Raw genomic sequence first — 16,736 nt, 5'->3', positions numbered from 1 at the left:
CTCCGGTGACCGGAGCGAAGGGGTCGGCCATGATCGAGGGTCTCGTCGGCGGGCTCACGCACTGGACGACGCTCGGCCTCGAAGCGGCCGGCATTCTCGTCATCGTCTTCGGATCGATCCTCGCCTCGCTGCACTATCTGAAGGACCGATGGCGGGGCGCGGACCGCCTCGCCTCGTTTCAGACCCTGCGCTCGAGCCTCGGACGGTACATCCTCCTCGGGCTCGAGTTCCTCGTGGCCGCGGACATCATCAACACGGTCGCCGTCGAACCGTCGCTTCAGAGCCTGACGGTCCTGGCGGGCATCGTCCTCATCCGGACGTTCCTCAGCTTCTCGCTGGAGGTGGAGATCGAAGGCCGCTGGCCCTGGCAGCGGCGCTACCGCACCGCCGCCTGAAACGCCGTGCGTCCGGCCGGACGCATGAAGCCCGCGCGTGTCGATCCGATGCGCGGCCACGCCAGCTTCCGGTCAGCCGCGCCATATGCTCGCCACATCGCCGCGAGAGCCCCTGTCGATCGCATGGGGGCCTGATGAACGATCTCGACCGAACCCTTTTCCTGCTTCTGAACGCGCCGTCGGACGAATGGGGCGTCCTCGCCTATGCCGCCTTCGTCTGGGCGAAGTTCGTCATCTTCCTCATCCCGCTCCATCTCGCCCTTCTGTGGATCGCGGGAGACCGTTCGGTTCGGCGGCAGTCCCTCATCCTCCTGACCGCGCTTCTCGTGGCGATCGGCATCAGCTATGGCCTCGGGGTCGCCTACCCGACGGACCGGCCGTTCGTCACGCCGCTCGGCCACGCACTCATGAGCCATCGGGCGAGCCCGTCCTTCCCGAGCAATCACGGCCTGATCTTCTTCACCTATGCCGCGACCATGGGGATGCTCCGGCACTGGCGCTACGCCTTCGCGATCGGCGCGGGCGGACTGGTCGTCGCATGGTCGCGAATCTATCTCGGCGTCCACTTCCCGCTCGACATGGTCGGCGCGGCCGTGGTCGCGGTCCTCGCCGCGCTGGTCGCGATGCGCCTCGACCGGCGCTTCGGCCGCGACGCCACGAACCTGGCCGAAGACCTCTACGAGGCTTTCGCCCTGCGCCCGCTCAGAAGGGCGATCTCCCGCCTGCGGTGACGAGGGAGCGGGTCGGCGGACGGTTCGAGACTCGCGGGCGCTTGGCGACGAGTGGGCTTTAGGGCAGAAGACGCGGCGGCCAGCACACTCGGGATCACAGGCTTTGACGAGAACCGGTTACAGGTACGATATCGACGGCCTTCGAGCCATCGCCGTTCTCCTAGTGGTGATCTTTCACATCAACGAAGCCCTCATCCCGGGCGGCTTCGTCGGCGTCGATATGTTCTTCGTCATCTCCGGGTTTCTCATTACCGGAAACATCGTCCACGAGCATAAGGCGGGTACGTTCTCGTACCGGGAGTTCTACCGCAGGCGCATCCGCCGGATCCTTCCGGCCATGTTCCTGGTGACGCTCGCCACCGTCGTTGCGGGAACGCTCCTGCTCCTACCCGAAGACGTCGAAACGCTTGCGTGGTCGGCGATCGCGACCGCGGCTTCGGGTGCGAACGTCTATTTCACCTACTTCCAGGACACGAGCTACTTCGCCGCCGACAGCGCCACGATCCCGCTCCTGCACATGTGGTCGCTGGGCGTCGAGGAGCAGTTCTACCTGATCTGGCCGATCACGCTCCTGCTTCTGCTTCGCCGCGGCACGACTGTCGCGCTTCTGGGTATTGCCGCCATCATCGCCGCGAGCATCGCGATCGGCGAATGGCAGATCCGGGCGGAATTGACCCAGTGGGCGTACTACATGCTGCCCTCGCGCGCATTCCAGCTCGCCGCCGGCGGCGCTCTCGTCTTTCTTCCCCAGCTCGGCCGTCTGGCCTCAGCCATTCTTGCGCCCGCCGGTCTCGTGGCTGTCGCCTGGAGCGCGTACGCTCTCGAAGGAAGTTCGAGCTTTCCGGGTCTGAACGCCGTTCCGGTGACCGCGGGAACGGCAGCGCTCCTCATCGCCGGGACGCAGAGAAACGCGGTGTCGTCGGCAATCTCCCTCGCGCCTTTGAGAGCGATCGGCCTGATATCCTATTCCCTCTACCTGTGGCACTGGCCCGTGCTCGCTTTTCAGCGATACTTCTACGGTGAGCTCTCGCCCGTTCAGCAGATGGTTTCGTTCGCCGTCATGCTGGGCCTCGCCGTGCTGAGCTATCGGTTCGTCGAGCTGCCGTTCCGCTCGTCACCCGCGCCCTTCCCGCAGGTGCTGGCGAAATTCGCGCTGGCGCCGACGGCTCTGGTTGCGGCCCTGTGCTTTGGCCTCATCGTGACAAATGGATACGGCCCCTATCGCTGGACGGACTACCCGGAACGCCTCGCCGCGATCCCCTCCGCCGCGGCACCGTACACCCTCCCCTATGTCTGCCAACGATCGAGGCTGCAGCCGAAAGACATTTCTGACCCCGAATGTGTGATTGGCGATGGTGCTCCAAGAATCCTTCTCTACGGCGACTCGAACGCTGCTCACTACGTCGGTGTCCTTGGAACGCTTTCGGAGGAGGCTGGCGTCTCGTTTCGAAACTATGCCCACTCCGCATGCATTCCCTTGGACGGCGATCCTGAGACCTATGTCGTTGCCAGCAGGCTGGCCGCATGCCGTACCTCGCATTCCGTGGCCGCTGCAGATGAGAATGAGTACGATATCGTCTTCCTAGGCGCCTCGTGGGACAATTACGCCTCCAACGGTAAGTCCAATGGCGCCGATCTCAGTATCGATCTGCGTTCCTTCGTGCAGCAGCTTGCCGATGATGGGACGAAAATCGTGCTTCTCGATACCGTCCCCTTACAGAACGGAATCGACGCGCGCTGTGGCCAAAAGGCTCTGAAGCTCCCTGTGCGCGATTGCGCTTCGGAAGGGTCGAAGCCTCAGGAGGGCGGCTTCACCGCAGAACTACGGCGGATCGCGAACGAAACGCCGAATACCACTTTTCTGAGTGTGCGAAACGTTATCTGCGATAAGAAGAATTGTCCGGCACATGACGCGGACGGAACCTCCCTGTACTTCGACCGAAGCCACCTAAGCGCGGATGGCACCTGGCGCATCGGAAAGCGGCTTCTAAACACTGACGAAGGACAAGAAATTATCAGCTTGCTTCGATCAACGAGGGGTTAGAGAGCATCATTCCCTTAGAAATGACGCGCCTCGCAGTACGATGCGCTCGAAGGTGAATGGGGACGTTTTCGGGTGCTTGGCGACCCCGGCAGGATCGCCAACATTCATCAGATACAGTGGGTTAACCGACCGAGTTCGCCACGTCCGTTCCGAGTTCGTTCGCATTGGGTTGGCGAACCCTGCCGATCGTTCGACGTTTCGTGTGGACAACGATCGATCGGCAGTTCATTCCTTCCCTGGGTCATTTGAGCATGAGGGCGGACGTCGGATATGGGACCTTCGGAAACTAGCGCTGACACCACGCTGAGCGGAACCACGCAACCGAAGCCGAGCCAAACTGAGGTAGCTCGACTGAATACACCAGTTTTCTACGCCAGCGACCTTCAGCTTCTAACAGGCTCCAATAGTTTTACGTTGGTTGCGGGCCTTCCGCATCCCGCGCTCGTGAATGGCGATGGCAACCAGAGCTTCGCTTTCGCGATAGAGCCGGTAATCACTCTTCATCTGAGTCCGCAGTCCGCCAAAGATTTAATGATTCTACTTCGCGAAAACTTGCAGGATTTTGAGAGCAAGTTTGGGGAGATTAGAACTTCTTTGACGGAGTCGCGGAAAGGCGGAAATGAGTAATAGTTCGCCTTGGGCAACTGGCGGTCAACTAAGCGAAGGCAGTTCGAATCGAGCTTTTTACTTTAAGCGGGATCGTTCGCAACCGGTAACGAACTTTATCATATCACCTCAGATTGAACGCACGCCTGGCACTCAAACGCTTGATAAGGCTGATCGCCTCCCCCAGGTTAGCGAAGCGTTCGCGAACTTTAAGCGCAATGCGGAGCGGCTTAAGCGAGAACGGGACCGGGAACGGGCACGGCAGCAAGCCGTAAACGTAGATTCGCCTACGGGCTCCCCGGAAACTAAGGTCGATACGATGAGCGAACAGCGGCTGACATCGTTGGAGACGCATTTTCAATATGTTCGTCGTGATCTTGACGCCTTGAAAGCTTCTCAGGACCAGACCAATGAGAAATTGGACAGGTTGATCGAGCGAACGAACCAGCTACCCACGCAAGCTGGGCTTTGGGGCATGATCGCTACAGTCATTGGCGTCGCCTTGACGATGATAGCCATTGTCGTTGCGATATTCGCATATGTTGCGACTGCGAACGGCGATGTCATTTCGACGCCCGCAGCAGCAGCAGCTCAGCAGCAGACGATCAATCGGGATGCAAACGCTGAGTAAGGCTGGCGCTCGGTCTTTGGTTCGCCATGGACGTTCACGGTAAAGGATCAAGTCCTGACGGGCCCACCATACGCCCTTTGCGGCAAGGCGCTTGCGACCACGTTAGCCAGGAGCGTTAGCCATCAAGGTTAGCCAGTCGCGATCCCGTCTCTGGCGGAGCCCGTAATCCATGTTAGACGCCAGCGAATGGCCAGACGCTCCCGGCGCCGACGCGCACCTCGCAATCGATCCTACCAGCAGTGGGCCGGCATCGTCGCTATCGTGGCAGTGGCTGCGGTCGTTGGCGGGCCGGAGCTTGCGACGCGCGTCTACGATGCGATCGACGGCGCCCTGCCCGGCCAGACGCAGACGACACCGACGCAGACCAGCGGCGGGATGCTTCGCGGCCAAGTCACCCGCGTAGCCGATGGCGATACGTTCACGATCGGCAGCCAGCGGGTCCGCATCTGCGGCATTAACAGTCCGGAGCGCGGCGAGCGCGGCTATGCGGAGGCCGGCGCCAACCTCGAGCGAATGACGGCGGGCCAGACGGTCGAGTGTCGCCAGGTCGGCAACGGGACGCCATGCGACGGCAGGTCCTCCCCGGCCTCCTATGACCGGATCGTCGCGCAGTGCTTCGTCGGCGGCCGGGACATCGCGGCGGAGCAGGTCCGCGCCGGCCATGCCACGGACTGGACGCGCTACTCGGGCGGCTACTACGCCCGCTAAAGCCGATCCTCGCGCCAGACCGGGACCTGACGCACCCTGACGAGCCGCCGGATCAGCGTGCCGGTTCGCTCCAGTTCGGCCAGCCGGCGCTTGCCAACGTCGAGATAGTCGACCTTCTCGCAGACCTCGCACTTCAGGCGGCCCCGGAGCTTGTCGAGTTCGACGTCACCCAGGACCACCGCGAGGTCACGCGGGTCGTAGAAGCGTTGGGCACCGCGGCAGAAGGCGCAGCGCATCCAAACCACGAGACCCAGGTCATGGCACTCGGAGAGGTGCAGACCTCGATTTCCACGCGGCGGGCTCATATGGAACGGATAGAGAACAACCATCCCGATTCTCAAGTGCCGGAGGGTGCGACATGGATGGCTTCCGCTTCCGCTGGCGACGTCGGCCCAACTGGGGCACCGAGGCCTACGATGCATGGATGGGAGAGTTCCGGGTGGGCCAGATCACGCCGGTGCAGACGCACGGGTCCGGCCTGTCCTATTGGGCCTGGAGGATTCTTCTCGCGCCGATCGCCGGACCGGGCTCGGCGGGCAAAGCTCCCTCACCGCGCGACGCTGCCCGCGCGCTGGAAGCGGCTTTCCCGACCTTCGTCCAGTCGGCGCCTCGTTTCGCCATGCAGGCCGAGCGTGAGGTGATCCTCCGAGCGGCGCTGCAGCTGCCGCACACGGTCGAGCTGGACCACGCCCTGGCGGTCGCCCGAGGCGAGCATGTCCGGCCGGTCTCGGTCACCGACGCGGCCGGTTGGAGTCGCTGGCTGGCGGAAGAGCGTCGGCTGGGGAACCGGCAATGGATCAGCCCGGAGGAGATGCGCGAGTGGTTCGGCGATGCGTGGCAGGACCCGCGAGCGAAGAAGGAGGAGACGGCGAACCTTCCGGCGCGGGCGCTGATCACCCCCTCCGCGCCAGCTCCATCGCCGTCCGGTTAACCGAATTGAGCAGAGGAGCCGGCCGAGATTAGCCTTGCAGAACCGCGATGCCTCTTCAGACGGACCGAGCGGGCGAAGCGCTGTAGTTCTTTCAGGACGAAGCACTCACGCTCGATGGAGGTAAATCGGGGTCTTCGTTTGAAGACGGGGCCGCAACTCTGCCAGACTGGAGAAGAGAGGGGTTTCGCTTTTCCTCAACCAATCTCTTCAGCATCGTAGCAGCTATCCGAGCCCGGCTCGCCATCTGGAGGGCGTCGCATTCAATCGTACCTAAACTTTCAGCGACGCTTTCTGCGAAGCCGAGCTCATCAGCGTCCATGGAATGATCCCTTGATCACGCTAGCGGAATGCGTCTTAAACTAGTTTAATATCATAATGTTTCGATTGTAGCTCGCTTATGGACGATGCCTCCCGCCTCTGCGCTCATCGCTCGGCCCGATCTAACCGCTCCAGCTTCTTGACGATCGCCTCAAGCGTTCGCGCCTGTCCGCTCTCCTCCGCCTTGGCAAGCGACTGGACGGCGGACTGAATGCCCTCCAGCGCGTCGGCGATCCGGTCGAGCTCGTGCGCGATCTTCGTCCCGTCGAGGCCGGCGCCCAGAATCGCCCCCTGAACGCGAACGGACGTATCGACAGGCGGCGGGGCTGCGGTGGCGAGCGCGGCACGCAGACGGGGCGTCAGAACCGCGAAGACCGCCGCGACGACCGCGAAGACGATCCAATAGAGGTGCGGCACCCAGGCGGGCGCGTCAGCGGGGATCGTCGGAACCATGCTTTTGGGCCTGCCTGCGGTCATGAGCATCAAGGGAAGCAGTCCAGATGTTCGAAAGCTCGAACATCGCCATAAGCGTCATGAGGGAGGCGAGAACCGAACCCTCGACCGGCGCGGAGTGGAAGCCGATCGCCATCATGGACGCGACCGAGAACGACCATACGCCGAGGACGGCGCGAATCTCTGCCGCCTTGCGGAAGAAGACGCCGTTCAGGATCAGGACGAAGACGCGCACGAGGCCCGTCAGCATCAGGAGCCACGCCCACGTTTCCTCGGAGGCCCAGTGCGCGAGGAGACTGTAGGAGGGCGAGCGCTCGAAGGTGTCGGCCGGATCGTGAAGCATGACGCCGATCGAGAACAGCGCCAGCGCCATGAACCATTCGAACCGGCGAACACGAAAGTGGTGGACGAGCTGGACGAAGATCATCCCGAGACCTCCGTCTGATACCGCTTGTCGCGAGCGCGGTAGGCGCCGATCCACGCCCCGGCCGTCGCGAAGGCGGTGGTCGTCAGGCCGGCGATGACGATGAGCGCCTGCGGGTCGTTCGCCCACTCCTGCGGAAAGGACGGCAGAAGCGACCAGAGGTAGATCAGGCCGATGCCGGGCCCGCCGGACGCGGCCGCCGTGGCGAGGGCGCCCATGTTCGCCTTGTTCGTCTGCTCGACCGGTGTCAGCGGCTTGTCAGGCATGGCAGGCTCCGGGATGGTGATGGGATCGGGACGCGACGGCGGGATCGGGACCACCGGCTTCGGCTTGATGGCCTCGGCCAGAGCGGTGAGCGTCAGCGGCCCGGCATAGCCATCGTCTTTCAGCCCGGCCGTCCGCTGGAAGGCCATGACCGCCGCCTCGGTGCCCGGCCCGAAGATGCCGTCGAGCGTCCCGTCGGTGTAGAAGCCGGCGGACTGAAGGTCGGACTGAAGACGACGCACCGCCTCGCCGCGCTCGCCGCGAACGAGCATGCCGTCCGCCATCGGATCGGCGGCGGCCGCGCGTGGGCGGCCGATCGTGTAATCCCCAAGCTCGATCAGCTCGGCTTCGTCCAGGCGCCGGGAGACGAGGCCGGCGAGGCGACGCCCGCGCGCCGTCACCCTCGTCGTCTTCAGAAGCTCGGCAGCGCCGCGCCAGTCGCCGCGCTTGGCGGCCTGCGCCCACCGATCGCCGAGCGTCGCCTCGCCCGCGTTGAAGACGACGGACGAGGCACCGTCGAACTCGTGCTGGCGCAGCTGCGCCCCGAAGGCCCGAGAGACCGCGGCGCCGTATTCCTCGCGCATCAGGTAGACCAGGGCTTCTTCGGCCTCGGCGCGCGTCATCGTGGCACCAGGGCCGAAGGACTGCCCCGGCCGGTTCCGCGACCACCAGTCGCGAAAGGAGCCCGACTGCCAGGTGAAGCCGATGCCGATCGTGCCGACGCCGACCGGGTCGAGATAGTAGCGGGGGACGAACCCCTCGTGATGGCGCACGAAGGCAGCCCCGGCGGCGCTGAGGTTCATCGGTGTCTCCTGGTGCTGGACATGTGGAATAAGAAAAGGCGCCTCGCGGGCGCCTGATGAGCGAAAGGCTTGGCTGACAGCGTGCCGGGTGCGACTGTCTCGACAGCGAATTCAGGAGAACGGCGCCCCGCGATGGATTGCTCGCTAATTCCGCTTAGACCCGAATGGCTATCTGCGATTGCTGCGATCGGATCGGCCGTGGCAGCGTTCATGGCATATTGGATTGCACTAGCTTCTGACCGAACAGCTACTAGATCGTCATTGAATTCACTGGTGGAACTTCACCTAAGAACGATCATCGATTTCCGACAATCCAAAATTCAGTCTGACCCGCCGGAAATCACGCAGTCAAAGCAAAGGCACGCGATTGCAAGCCTTATACTTTTGACGAACGCATGTTATGCGGCAGAACAAAATCAAGAAGGTGATGTCTGGGGGCGAACATTCCCCGCTTTTGACATGCTAATCAGGGGTAGCAACCCCTCTTACAACCCAGCCCTTGCCTCTCCAAAAACTCGTAAGCGGATCATTTCCGCAATGAAGGAGGCCGGAAAGATTAGCGTACTCGACGATTGACGCTTTGGGTCTTTCAGCGATCTATTCTACGGCGCTCTGAACGCTTGCAGAACTCGTGGCCGGTGACGTCAGCAGCTGGTCCGCTCGCGCCTCGCCGTAGAGCTCGATGATCGCAGCGCGCAGTGTCGTCCACAGCTCTCCGTTCGATGAGAAGACGACGCTCGGGTCCATCCACTGGCGGCGCAGGCGAAGCGTCTGGCCCATCATGATCTCGCCTCCGCCTCCGCCTCCTCGTCCGAGCAACGGGCGAAGAAGACATGCGCGGGCACATGGACGACGATGGGCGCCGGGGCCTCGTAGAGGGCGAGCCGCGACCAATCGACGGTGATGGCCGGCGCGGTCGGGACCGGCTCACTCGCCCCTGTCGGCAGCGCGATCGGCCCGTCAGCGGTGACGATGATCGGCGCCGGGAAGCGGACCGCTTCGTCGGCTTCGTCGGCATAGGGCAGAAGGACCGTGACCTGCAGCACGCCCTCGACCCTCGTGACCGCACCGACGATCCATTCGGACGCGATGGCTTCGGCCGGAAGCGTTGCGCGCTCCTCCACCTGCGAAAGGTCGAGCGGCGCCCCGTTGATGACGAGGATATCGCCCTGGCGCGAAAGGGTGAGCGTTTCGGAGCGACCGGCCTGCGGCGAGAGAACGATGCGCATGATCAGTACCACCTTCCGATTGCTTGGCCTGTCATTGCGACCGCCGTTGAGCTGGACGCCCCGCTCCACTCGCGAAGATTGACGGCCGTCGTGTTCGGGTTTGCGCTGCCAGCCAGGCGAGCCGAATTGGCCGACGATTGGTTGACCAACGGAGGTGCGGAGAATGCGACCGGGAACGTCCAGGGCGTCAACGGGCCGAGAAACAGGGATCCGACCGCAGTCGTCGGACCGGTCGAAGGGGTGACGGGAACCCCGATGCAGATCTGCGTACCATCGGCAAATCGAATCCAATCGCCATTAGCATTCGATCCGCGCTGCGGAATGACGGGCAACCATCGTCCGATCGTTCCGTCGTTCGAGAACTCGCGATACCACATGCCCCCGCTCGGTGCGCCGCTGGACACATAACTCCAGGCGATCTGCACCTTGGAAGACAGGTACGTCAGTTGGGTTTCGATGAACCAGAAGCCGGGGCCGGGGAATGTTCCGCCGTTTGTGGAGCTGTACAGGCCCCGGTCGCCCGGCGCGGCCGTATCCACGTTCGCGGTGTTGGCGTTGAAGTAGGTGCCTCGACTTGCTCGGATCATCGACGCCAGCGTGTCCGGCGACAGGGGCGCGACATCGCCCGCGCCGGCGGCCGAGCGCCCCAGCACGGCAGGGCCCGTGAGCCGGCTCGACACGGCGCCTAGAACGGCTCGCATCGCTTCAGGCGTTGCGACGCTCGTCAGCTCCGCGCCGAGGGCAGAGACCGTGTCCAGTTTCCCGAGCATATCCGCCAGGCGGCGGTTCGCGATGATGGCGCTCGCAGCATCGGCCCGCGCGAGATCGATCGCATAGGCACCGGTGCCGCTCGTGCCGGGCCACGGCAGCGAGAGCGTCATGCTGGTGTCGCTTTCGACGGACGCGATGACCATCGACGAGTTGCGCGTGTAGAGCGTGCCGCCCGCGACGAGGCCGAGGAGCCAGCCGGTCCCGGTTCCGGTCACGGTTCGGCTACCGGCCGTCACCTGCGCGGTGCCGGTCGTGTACGGAGGTGCTACGGGCATGAATGACCTCAGGAGGAGCGCGGGCGTCCCGCGAAGATAAAGAGATGGCCCGACATGGACGGGCTCTGCGTCGGGACGGGCTTCGGCGCCGCGGCGCCGGCGGGCTTCGTGGTTCGGTCCGCCGTCTTCACGGCGACGCCCGACAGGACGTTCAGAAGGCCGGAGAGAAGCCCGCCCTTGCCCGTCTGCACCTCGGGATAGGTGTCGATGTAGCCGTGGTCGTGCGCCGGCAGCTGGTCGAGCGTCAGCGTCGTTTCCTTCGCGCCGAAGATGACCCCGGACCGGTTGTCGAAGCCGCTGGCGACGAGGCTCGTCCCGTACGGGACCTTCTTCATCTTGAAGGTCGAGGTCTTCGAGCCGGCGAGAACCATGTCCCGTCCGTCCTCGTCCGCCAGCATGAGCGCGAGGAAGTCGGGATAGTCCGAGCGGCTGTGCTCGGTCGCGCCGTCCATGGGCAGCCAGCCCGGCCCCATGCTGCGGAGCGCGCCATGGCGGAAGACGCCGCGCGGCAGCGCGATCTGGGGCGGCGGAACGATCACGGTAGCCAAAACGCATCCTCCGTAACGTCGATGATCCGCTCGCCCGCCGCGATACGATCCTTGAGCTTGCGCGCGGACCGCTGGCTCATTTCGAGGAAGGCGGCGGCGACCTGCTGCAGCTCGACCATCCCCGGCGCGTCGAGCGGGAGCATTGAGTTGTCGGCGGTGATCCACGCGAAGTCGCGCTCGGTGTCCGCCCAGCGCAGGTCACCGGATGCCGTGCCGCTGTCGGCCGAGACCTTCGCGCGCTGGCCGTTGATGACCATCGCCGACTGGCTCATCATGTCCGCTTGGATCGTCTTGCCCCTAAAGGGGAAGCCACGGACGAGACGACGGTCGCGCTCCGCGTTCACGTCGGCCGAGGTCGCCGCCGGCAGGAAGTCGTCGAGATAGACCGCGCCGCTCATGCCGCCTCCACCTCGACGGACCACGGGAGGTAGGGGAAGGCCTCGGCCGCGATCGTCACTCTGGCCGGTCGCCGCGACAGGATCGTCATCGTGCCCGCCTTCCGCTCGACCGGCTGCCCGGCGATCGTCAGCGTGCAGGGCGTCGGCAGGTTGGAGATCACCGCCTTGTCGGCGCCGTCCGCCCTGATATGCGTCTTGTCGATGGTGCCGGGGAAGGCCGGACGGGGCCGGACCTCGCCGCCGTCCACGTAGCTGCCGGTGATGATCGCGAAGGCGTCCGGCTCGCCCTCGATGATGGCGAAGGCGATGCCGCGCTCTCGAAGGACGTCGAGATAGGCCGGGTCGATCGGCTCGTTCACCGTCTGGGTGATGCGGCCGGTGTCGTCGTGCAGGCAGAGCATCATGACGAGCGGTTCCTGTAGATCATGTAGCCGACATGCGAGGGCGTGCCCGATCGGCTTGAGAAGATCAGGTTCGCGGCGGCAGCGTCGTAGAAGATCTGCACGACGCCGTTGGCAAAGCCGGTTTGCGCAAGATCTGGCCGGACATCCCATATCCACACGACCGGGATACCCGACCCTGGAGGCAGCGGGACAGTTCTCGTTACCGGCTGAAACGTGTTGGACGGTCCGCCCAACGGACTGGCTTCGAAGACGAGCTCGCCTGTCGAGCTTCCGCCGAGCGCGGCGGTGTCCGACGAAAACATGAGACCTTCGCGCGGCGCCGTCGCTGCGTCCCAGCCGGGATGGCTCACACGCAGGACGCCGGGCGCGAGATAGACGCGCCGAGCCATGTCAGGGCCTCGCAACGTTCAGGACGGTGATGCGGTGGATCGGGTTGGCCGAATAATCGACCTCGCCGACCGTGCCCTCGGTGATGAACACGGTGACGCCCGTCGAGGTGCTCTCGTATTCGACGAGGTTGGACTGGTCCTGCGCGCAGTTGACGTCGAAGCTGCGCACCGTCCCGTTGATGTTGGTCGTGTAGCCTATGACGCAGACCGGCGCCCATGGAAGCGGCGTCGGGAACGTCCAGCTGCTGGTGTGCCGGAAGACCGTCGTCCGCGTTCCTTCCAGACCATAGGGCGGTGTGACCTGCAGAACCTGCCGCGTGTAGCCGACCGAGATGGCGGTCTTCATCAGCGCGGCCGCGAGCGGCGTGTTCGTATCGAAGAGCAACCGGGCGTTGGGGTTGCCGACGTCGTGACCGGGCGCCGAGACGCGAAGGCCGAACGCCCCGTCCGCGGACAGGCGACCGAGTTCGAGACGCTTCATCCTGCGATCACCAGATAGGAGCGAGGCGTTGGCCACCTCTCCCAACCCTGCGCAGTGATCGCGCCCGAACTCGATCGAAACTCACGGTACTTTCGTGGAACGGAGATCGTCGCCCCGTCCAGGATCGTGCCTCGCCAGATACGCTGGCGAACGACGCGGGCGCCGCTCATCTCGAAGAAGAGGACGAGCAGATGGCTGTAGCCCGAGCGCAAACCCCGCGCCGGGATGGTACGGGTTGAAGCGCCGTCAGTCAGTCCGGTGGTGCGGCCGTCAGAGTGCGGCGGAGCCGGATCGGAATACACGCCTCGCCCGAGAACGAGCCCGGCGAAGGGCCATGTGCTGTCGAAAGCCAGCCCTTCCACCGGCGGGTTCGGTGCGTCGTAGCCGGGCAGGCTGATGACGAGCCGCCCGGCTGACATGTGAACACGCCGCGCCATCAGTCGTAGACCTCGATGACGCCGGACTGACCGTCGATGATGAGCTTGCCGCTCATCGAAACGAGCGTCTGAAAGCGCGCGAGAGCGAGCTTCACGACGCCCTGTTCGACGACGAAGGGCGCGATCCCGACACCTCCAGCGGCAACGATGAGCCGGTCGGTCGAGATCAGAACCGTGGATCCGGTCGGCGTGGCATCGAGGAAGAGCCCGGTTTCCTTGAAACTCTGATCGGACCGCGCCCGAGCGAGGATCGCGAGGCGCGCGAACGATCCGTTGGCCTGGCTCGACGACACCTGGAACGAGATCAGCCCGGATGCGTCGAGATTGCCGACGCGGGCGGACACGCCACTGACCGATTCAGCCGTCGCGGTCACCCGCCCATCGACCCGCTCCACCTCCGAGTTCAGATAGGACAGTCCCTGCGCATGGCCGGCGACCGTGTTCTGCGTTGCCTCAAGGCTCGATTGCGTCGAAGTGATCGCGCTCGAATTCGCGGTCACCCGATTGCCGACGTTCGTGACCTCAGAATTGAGGGCAGAGATCGACTGGCCTTGAGCCGCGACGGTATCCTGCGTTCCCTTGAGGCTGGCCTGCGTCACGGTGATGGCCGAGGCGTTCGACGCCACCTTGCCGTCGATGGTGGTGACCTCGCCTCGCAGCTGCTGCAATGCGGTCGCCTGCGCCGGAAGTCCCGTCGTCGGATCGCGAAGCTCCGCCACCACGCCGTCGGTCCGCTCGGCCAGCGCCCGGTCCGCCTCGATCCGGGTCCGCTCCTCCCGATAGATGCCCGTCTTCATGTCCCGGCGGCCCGTGGCAGCTTCCGCCAGCATCACCGAGACGGTGTTCGAGATCTCCTCGATCGTCGCCTCGAAGCGCTGCTGCGCCTCGTTGCCGCGCTGGATGATGTCGGTGACGTCCTTGTTCAGCTGCGCCAGCTGGAAGGCGAGGTCTTCCTCCAGCGTCACGACTGTGTGCGAACCGGACCAGAACGTCGCGCGCGGCGGGTTCGTGTTGACCGTCGCCTGCAGGACGTAGCGCGTGCGCGGCAACAGGCCTTCGACGATCTGGACGCGCGTCGGCCGCACGGTCCCGCCGCCGAGCTGGACCGTCTTGCGGATGCGGTTGGCCGGGTCGCTCTCCTTCCAGTATTCGACGGTCACCGAATCGACCGTCACGTCGTCGATCGCGTCCCACTGCGCGATGATCGCCGGATAGGTCCGGCCGTTCTCGGCCTGCGCCACCGAGGCGAAGGCGAGGAAGCCGTTCACCGTGGACTGGAACACCGGCCCGGCGAGGGGAACGCGCGCCGGACCTTCGGGGATCACGACGGACTGGTCATAGATGCCCGGTCCGACTTCCTGCAGGCTGAGCGTCACGTTGCGCGCGCCGTTCTCCCCGAGGGGCGCGAGCGAACGGCCGACGACGCGCCAGATGCGGTCGCCCTGGCCTTTCAGGTTCCAGCGGATCCAGTCGCCGATTTCGAGAACGATCCAGCGCGGGCGGACGACCGCCGTGGCGCTCGCCTGATAGCGGTTCTCTCGCAGCGCCTGCAGGGCCAGCGTGGTCCCCTGGCGCTCGATGTAGACCGCCCCGAAGTCGATCTGCACCGCATGGCGCTCGCGGTCCACCGCCAGCGCCGTCGCGTCGCGCTGCGCCGGATAGGCGGTCGAGGCCCACAGATCCTTCGGGCTGTTGTAGGCGCCATGGACGGCGTTGATCAGGGTCGAGCGCGAGCGCTTCGCCTGGAACGTCAGCGTCTCCCCGACGATCAGGTCATCATCCGTCAGGGTCGCGACGACGGGCTGATTTGCGCCGACGATGGGGAGATCACCATCGACGCGCTCGACCAACGCCGCACCGGCCGCGTTCAGGACCGGCTCGAGATTGTCGCGGTGCGTCGTCCCGTCCGCCGCTGTGAAGATGACGCCGGAGCGATAGCGCGCCTCGCCGCCGGCCACCGCCTCGTCGCAGACGTTCATCGCGGCCATCCACGGGCCGAGCGGAAGGTCGCCGGTCGGCATGCCCTTGCCGATGATCAGCTCACCGTTGATGAAGAAGCCGCGCTCGTAGGTGTAGGCCTGGACGATCGGGTTCTCGCTGTAGGCCCAGGTCGCGATGTTCCCGAAGCGCTGCGTCCCCGAGCCTCCGACCGTCGTGTCACGGCGCGGGTCGTAGGAGAGGCCCCGACACTCGAAGAGCAGCGTCGGGAAGCTCGACATGCGCTCGTCGTCGTAGCGCGCGAGGACGATCGCCTTGGCGACGCCCACGCCACGGTGATCGCTCGTCCAGCGCCCCGGCGGGTTCGATGTCTCGATCAGGTGCGGGTCCGCCGCCTCTCCGGGCAGGCCGCGATAGATCTTGATCCAGAGGTCACCGACATAGCCTTCGACTGCGCGGCCGCGATGGTCCTCCGCACCCGTCAGGGTCCGCCAATCGCCGTTCACCGCGACACGAGAGAGCCCCGCGATCGGGAAATCCGAGAGCTCGAAGACCTTCGTGATGAAGACGTTCGCCTTGCCGAAGGTGTTCGTATAGACGTCCTGCCCCGCCGTGGCGAAGAGGCCGACGCCGATCTGTCGCGGCTGCGATCCGCCGTACTGGACTTCCAGCTGCGTCCCGCGCGGCTCGTTCGACGTCTTCTGCTGCTTCTTCGCGATGGCGTTCGCCGCGAGCTGCAGGCCGATGCCGATGACGGCTTTCCCGACGAAGCCGAGACCGCCGATGAAGGACGCGGCTGCGCCCACGGCCCCAGCGATGGCGCCGATGACAGGTGCGAGGAAGGGCATGGATCAGACCTTGAAGGCGCGCGCGACCGCCGTCAGCGGCTCGTAGAGGACGCCATGCTCCGCCTTTACGGCTAAGCCGAAAGAGGTGAAGACGCCGGCAGCAATCTGCCCCTCGCGCTCGATCACGCCGAGGGCGCCGCGCTGCGCCAGAGCGGGCGCGACGGGTTCGAGGTGAAGGGCGAAGAGCGAACCGACGTCCTCGACGCCAGCCCGGCGCATGACGCGCGCCGCACCCGTCTCCGTCGTGTAGCGGCGATACTCGGCAAGGACCGGCGATCCGGTCGCGGCCGAGGCCGCATCCGTCGCCATCACGAAGCAGTCCGAGACGCCCCAATCGAACGGCAGCGCGGCGTGACGCTCGATCGCGTCGGCAAGCGCCTGTTCCCAGCCGTCAGGTCGCATGACAATGTCCGGTTGCGCGGCTACTCATCCCGAGAAGCCGAGACAAGGAGGCTCGAATGCCATTGGCTCTAACCAACCTCACCGTCGATTTGATGGGAGATACGGCGAGCATTTCGTTCAACGGCGATATGGGTGACGGAAGACACGGGCACGTGAACATCCACGTGCCAATTAAGACTCCCGGCAATAAGCCCGAGAACGAACTCAAGAAGATCGCTCGGGAAGCCGCGAAAGACGCGCTTCAAGAAGCGCTACGCGCGCTTTAAGCTCGCTAATTTCACGCTGCGACCCCGCTTGGTGCTGGCTCA

General features: G+C 64.8%; 23 protein-coding genes. 8 read left to right on the top strand and 15 right to left on the bottom strand.

Translation table 11 applies throughout. From position 1 onward, the window contains the following. Nucleotides 1-29: 29 nt before the first annotated feature. From AC6R2M_RS04680 to AC6R2M_RS04660, 5 genes are all read left to right on the top strand, one after another. On the top strand, nucleotides 30-395 hold the full coding sequence (locus AC6R2M_RS04680; RefSeq protein ID WP_500485962.1) for a DUF1622 domain-containing protein: 366 nt from the start codon (nucleotides 30-32) through the stop codon (nucleotides 393-395). 134 nt (nucleotides 396-529) lie between these two features. Further along, the gene (locus AC6R2M_RS04675; protein WP_500485960.1) at nucleotides 530-1,126 is read left to right on the top strand and encodes an undecaprenyl-diphosphatase; all 597 of its coding nucleotides are present in this window, start codon (nucleotides 530-532) and stop codon (nucleotides 1,124-1,126) included. A gap of 103 nt (nucleotides 1,127-1,229) precedes the next feature. Next, entirely contained in the window at nucleotides 1,230-3,170 is a 1,941-nt protein-coding gene (locus AC6R2M_RS04670) for an acyltransferase family protein (RefSeq protein ID WP_500485958.1), read from the top strand. A 925-nt stretch (nucleotides 3,171-4,095) separates the two neighbouring features. Further along, nucleotides 4,096-4,407, top strand: coding sequence for a hypothetical protein (locus AC6R2M_RS04665; protein ID WP_500485956.1), 312 nt, complete (start codon nucleotides 4,096-4,098; stop codon nucleotides 4,405-4,407). 186 nt (nucleotides 4,408-4,593) lie between these two features. Continuing rightward, nucleotides 4,594-5,115, top strand: coding sequence for a thermonuclease family protein (locus tag AC6R2M_RS04660; RefSeq protein WP_500485954.1), 522 nt, complete (start codon nucleotides 4,594-4,596; stop codon nucleotides 5,113-5,115). Here the strand turns inward: AC6R2M_RS04660 and AC6R2M_RS04655 are convergent. Continuing rightward, complete coding sequence (locus AC6R2M_RS04655; RefSeq protein ID WP_500485952.1) at nucleotides 5,112-5,294, bottom strand: hypothetical protein; 183 nt, start codon at nucleotides 5,292-5,294, stop codon at nucleotides 5,112-5,114. The genes AC6R2M_RS04660 and AC6R2M_RS04655 overlap by 4 nt on opposite strands. A gap of 179 nt (nucleotides 5,295-5,473) precedes the next feature. Here AC6R2M_RS04655 and AC6R2M_RS04650 point away from each other — a divergent pair, with 179 nt between their 5' ends. Continuing rightward, nucleotides 5,474-6,046, top strand: a complete 573-nt coding sequence (locus tag AC6R2M_RS04650) for a hypothetical protein (protein WP_500485950.1) — start codon at nucleotides 5,474-5,476, stop codon at nucleotides 6,044-6,046. Between the two features lie 423 nt (nucleotides 6,047-6,469). Here AC6R2M_RS04650 and AC6R2M_RS04645 read toward each other — a convergent pair whose 3' ends face one another. From AC6R2M_RS04645 to AC6R2M_RS04635, 3 genes are read right to left on the bottom strand one after another with little or no spacing between them, the layout of a single operon-like run. Continuing rightward, nucleotides 6,470-6,817 carry a hypothetical protein gene (locus tag AC6R2M_RS04645; protein WP_500485948.1) on the bottom strand — a complete coding sequence of 116 codons (348 nt, stop codon included), beginning with the start codon at nucleotides 6,815-6,817 and terminating at the stop codon, nucleotides 6,470-6,472. Then, nucleotides 6,795-7,244 carry a hypothetical protein gene (locus AC6R2M_RS04640; RefSeq protein ID WP_500485946.1) on the bottom strand — a complete coding sequence of 150 codons (450 nt, stop codon included), beginning with the start codon at nucleotides 7,242-7,244 and terminating at the stop codon, nucleotides 6,795-6,797. The genes AC6R2M_RS04645 and AC6R2M_RS04640 overlap by 23 nt, the downstream gene beginning before the upstream one ends. Continuing rightward, the gene (locus AC6R2M_RS04635) at nucleotides 7,241-8,308 is read right to left on the bottom strand and encodes a peptidoglycan-binding protein (protein ID WP_500485944.1); all 1,068 of its coding nucleotides are present in this window, start codon (nucleotides 8,306-8,308) and stop codon (nucleotides 7,241-7,243) included. Before AC6R2M_RS04635 ends, AC6R2M_RS04640 begins: the two co-directional genes overlap by 4 nt. Nucleotides 8,309-8,377: 69 nt before the next feature. On the opposite strand from AC6R2M_RS04635, the gene AC6R2M_RS04630 reads away from it, so the two are divergent. Further along, entirely contained in the window at nucleotides 8,378-8,884 is a 507-nt protein-coding gene (locus AC6R2M_RS04630; RefSeq protein ID WP_500485942.1) for a hypothetical protein, read from the top strand. 21 nt (nucleotides 8,885-8,905) lie between these two features. Here AC6R2M_RS04630 and AC6R2M_RS04625 read toward each other — a convergent pair whose 3' ends face one another. The 11 genes from AC6R2M_RS04625 to AC6R2M_RS04575 are packed head-to-tail and all read right to left on the bottom strand — an operon-like array spanning nucleotide 8,906 to nucleotide 16,428. Then, the gene (locus tag AC6R2M_RS04625; RefSeq protein ID WP_500485940.1) at nucleotides 8,906-9,091 is read right to left on the bottom strand and encodes a hypothetical protein; all 186 of its coding nucleotides are present in this window, start codon (nucleotides 9,089-9,091) and stop codon (nucleotides 8,906-8,908) included. Then, entirely contained in the window at nucleotides 9,088-9,537 is a 450-nt protein-coding gene (locus tag AC6R2M_RS04620; RefSeq protein ID WP_500485938.1) for a hypothetical protein, read from the bottom strand. Before AC6R2M_RS04620 ends, AC6R2M_RS04625 begins: the two co-directional genes overlap by 4 nt. A gap of 2 nt (nucleotides 9,538-9,539) precedes the next feature. Then, a complete protein-coding gene (locus tag AC6R2M_RS04615) occupies nucleotides 9,540-10,583 on the bottom strand; it encodes a hypothetical protein (RefSeq protein WP_500485936.1) in 1,044 nt (347 codons plus the stop codon). Nucleotides 10,584-10,591: 8 nt separating this feature from the next. Further along, the gene (locus AC6R2M_RS04610; protein ID WP_500487492.1) at nucleotides 10,592-11,122 is read right to left on the bottom strand and encodes a DUF4607 domain-containing protein; all 531 of its coding nucleotides are present in this window, start codon (nucleotides 11,120-11,122) and stop codon (nucleotides 10,592-10,594) included. Further along, a complete protein-coding gene (locus tag AC6R2M_RS04605; protein WP_500485934.1) occupies nucleotides 11,119-11,529 on the bottom strand; it encodes a DUF4376 domain-containing protein in 411 nt (136 codons plus the stop codon). The genes AC6R2M_RS04610 and AC6R2M_RS04605 overlap by 4 nt, the downstream gene beginning before the upstream one ends. Continuing rightward, a complete protein-coding gene (locus AC6R2M_RS04600; protein ID WP_500485932.1) occupies nucleotides 11,526-11,933 on the bottom strand; it encodes a hypothetical protein in 408 nt (135 codons plus the stop codon). Before AC6R2M_RS04600 ends, AC6R2M_RS04605 begins: the two co-directional genes overlap by 4 nt. Next, entirely contained in the window at nucleotides 11,930-12,322 is a 393-nt protein-coding gene (locus tag AC6R2M_RS04595; RefSeq protein ID WP_500485930.1) for a hypothetical protein, read from the bottom strand. Before AC6R2M_RS04595 ends, AC6R2M_RS04600 begins: the two co-directional genes overlap by 4 nt. A 1-nt stretch (nucleotide 12,323) precedes the next feature. Beyond that, entirely contained in the window at nucleotides 12,324-12,803 is a 480-nt protein-coding gene (locus AC6R2M_RS04590) for a hypothetical protein (RefSeq protein WP_500485928.1), read from the bottom strand. Beyond that, nucleotides 12,800-13,240 (bottom strand): hypothetical protein, encoded by a 441-nt coding sequence (locus AC6R2M_RS04585; RefSeq protein WP_500485926.1) that lies wholly within the window; start codon nucleotides 13,238-13,240, stop codon nucleotides 12,800-12,802. Before AC6R2M_RS04585 ends, AC6R2M_RS04590 begins: the two co-directional genes overlap by 4 nt. Further along, a complete protein-coding gene (locus tag AC6R2M_RS04580; protein ID WP_500485924.1) occupies nucleotides 13,240-16,026 on the bottom strand; it encodes a hypothetical protein in 2,787 nt (928 codons plus the stop codon). The genes AC6R2M_RS04585 and AC6R2M_RS04580 overlap by 1 nt, the downstream gene beginning before the upstream one ends. 3 nt (nucleotides 16,027-16,029) lie before the next feature. Then, complete coding sequence (locus AC6R2M_RS04575) at nucleotides 16,030-16,428, bottom strand: DUF6950 family protein (protein ID WP_500485922.1); 399 nt, start codon at nucleotides 16,426-16,428, stop codon at nucleotides 16,030-16,032. Nucleotides 16,429-16,484: 56 nt separating this feature from the next. On the opposite strand from AC6R2M_RS04575, the gene AC6R2M_RS04570 reads away from it, so the two are divergent. Next, nucleotides 16,485-16,694 (top strand): hypothetical protein, encoded by a 210-nt coding sequence (locus AC6R2M_RS04570; RefSeq protein ID WP_500485920.1) that lies wholly within the window; start codon nucleotides 16,485-16,487, stop codon nucleotides 16,692-16,694. Nucleotides 16,695-16,736 lie beyond the last annotated feature (42 nt).

Source organism: Aureimonas sp. CAS (assembly GCF_059838215.1).
This window is presented reverse-complemented; position numbering and strand designations above follow the sequence as displayed.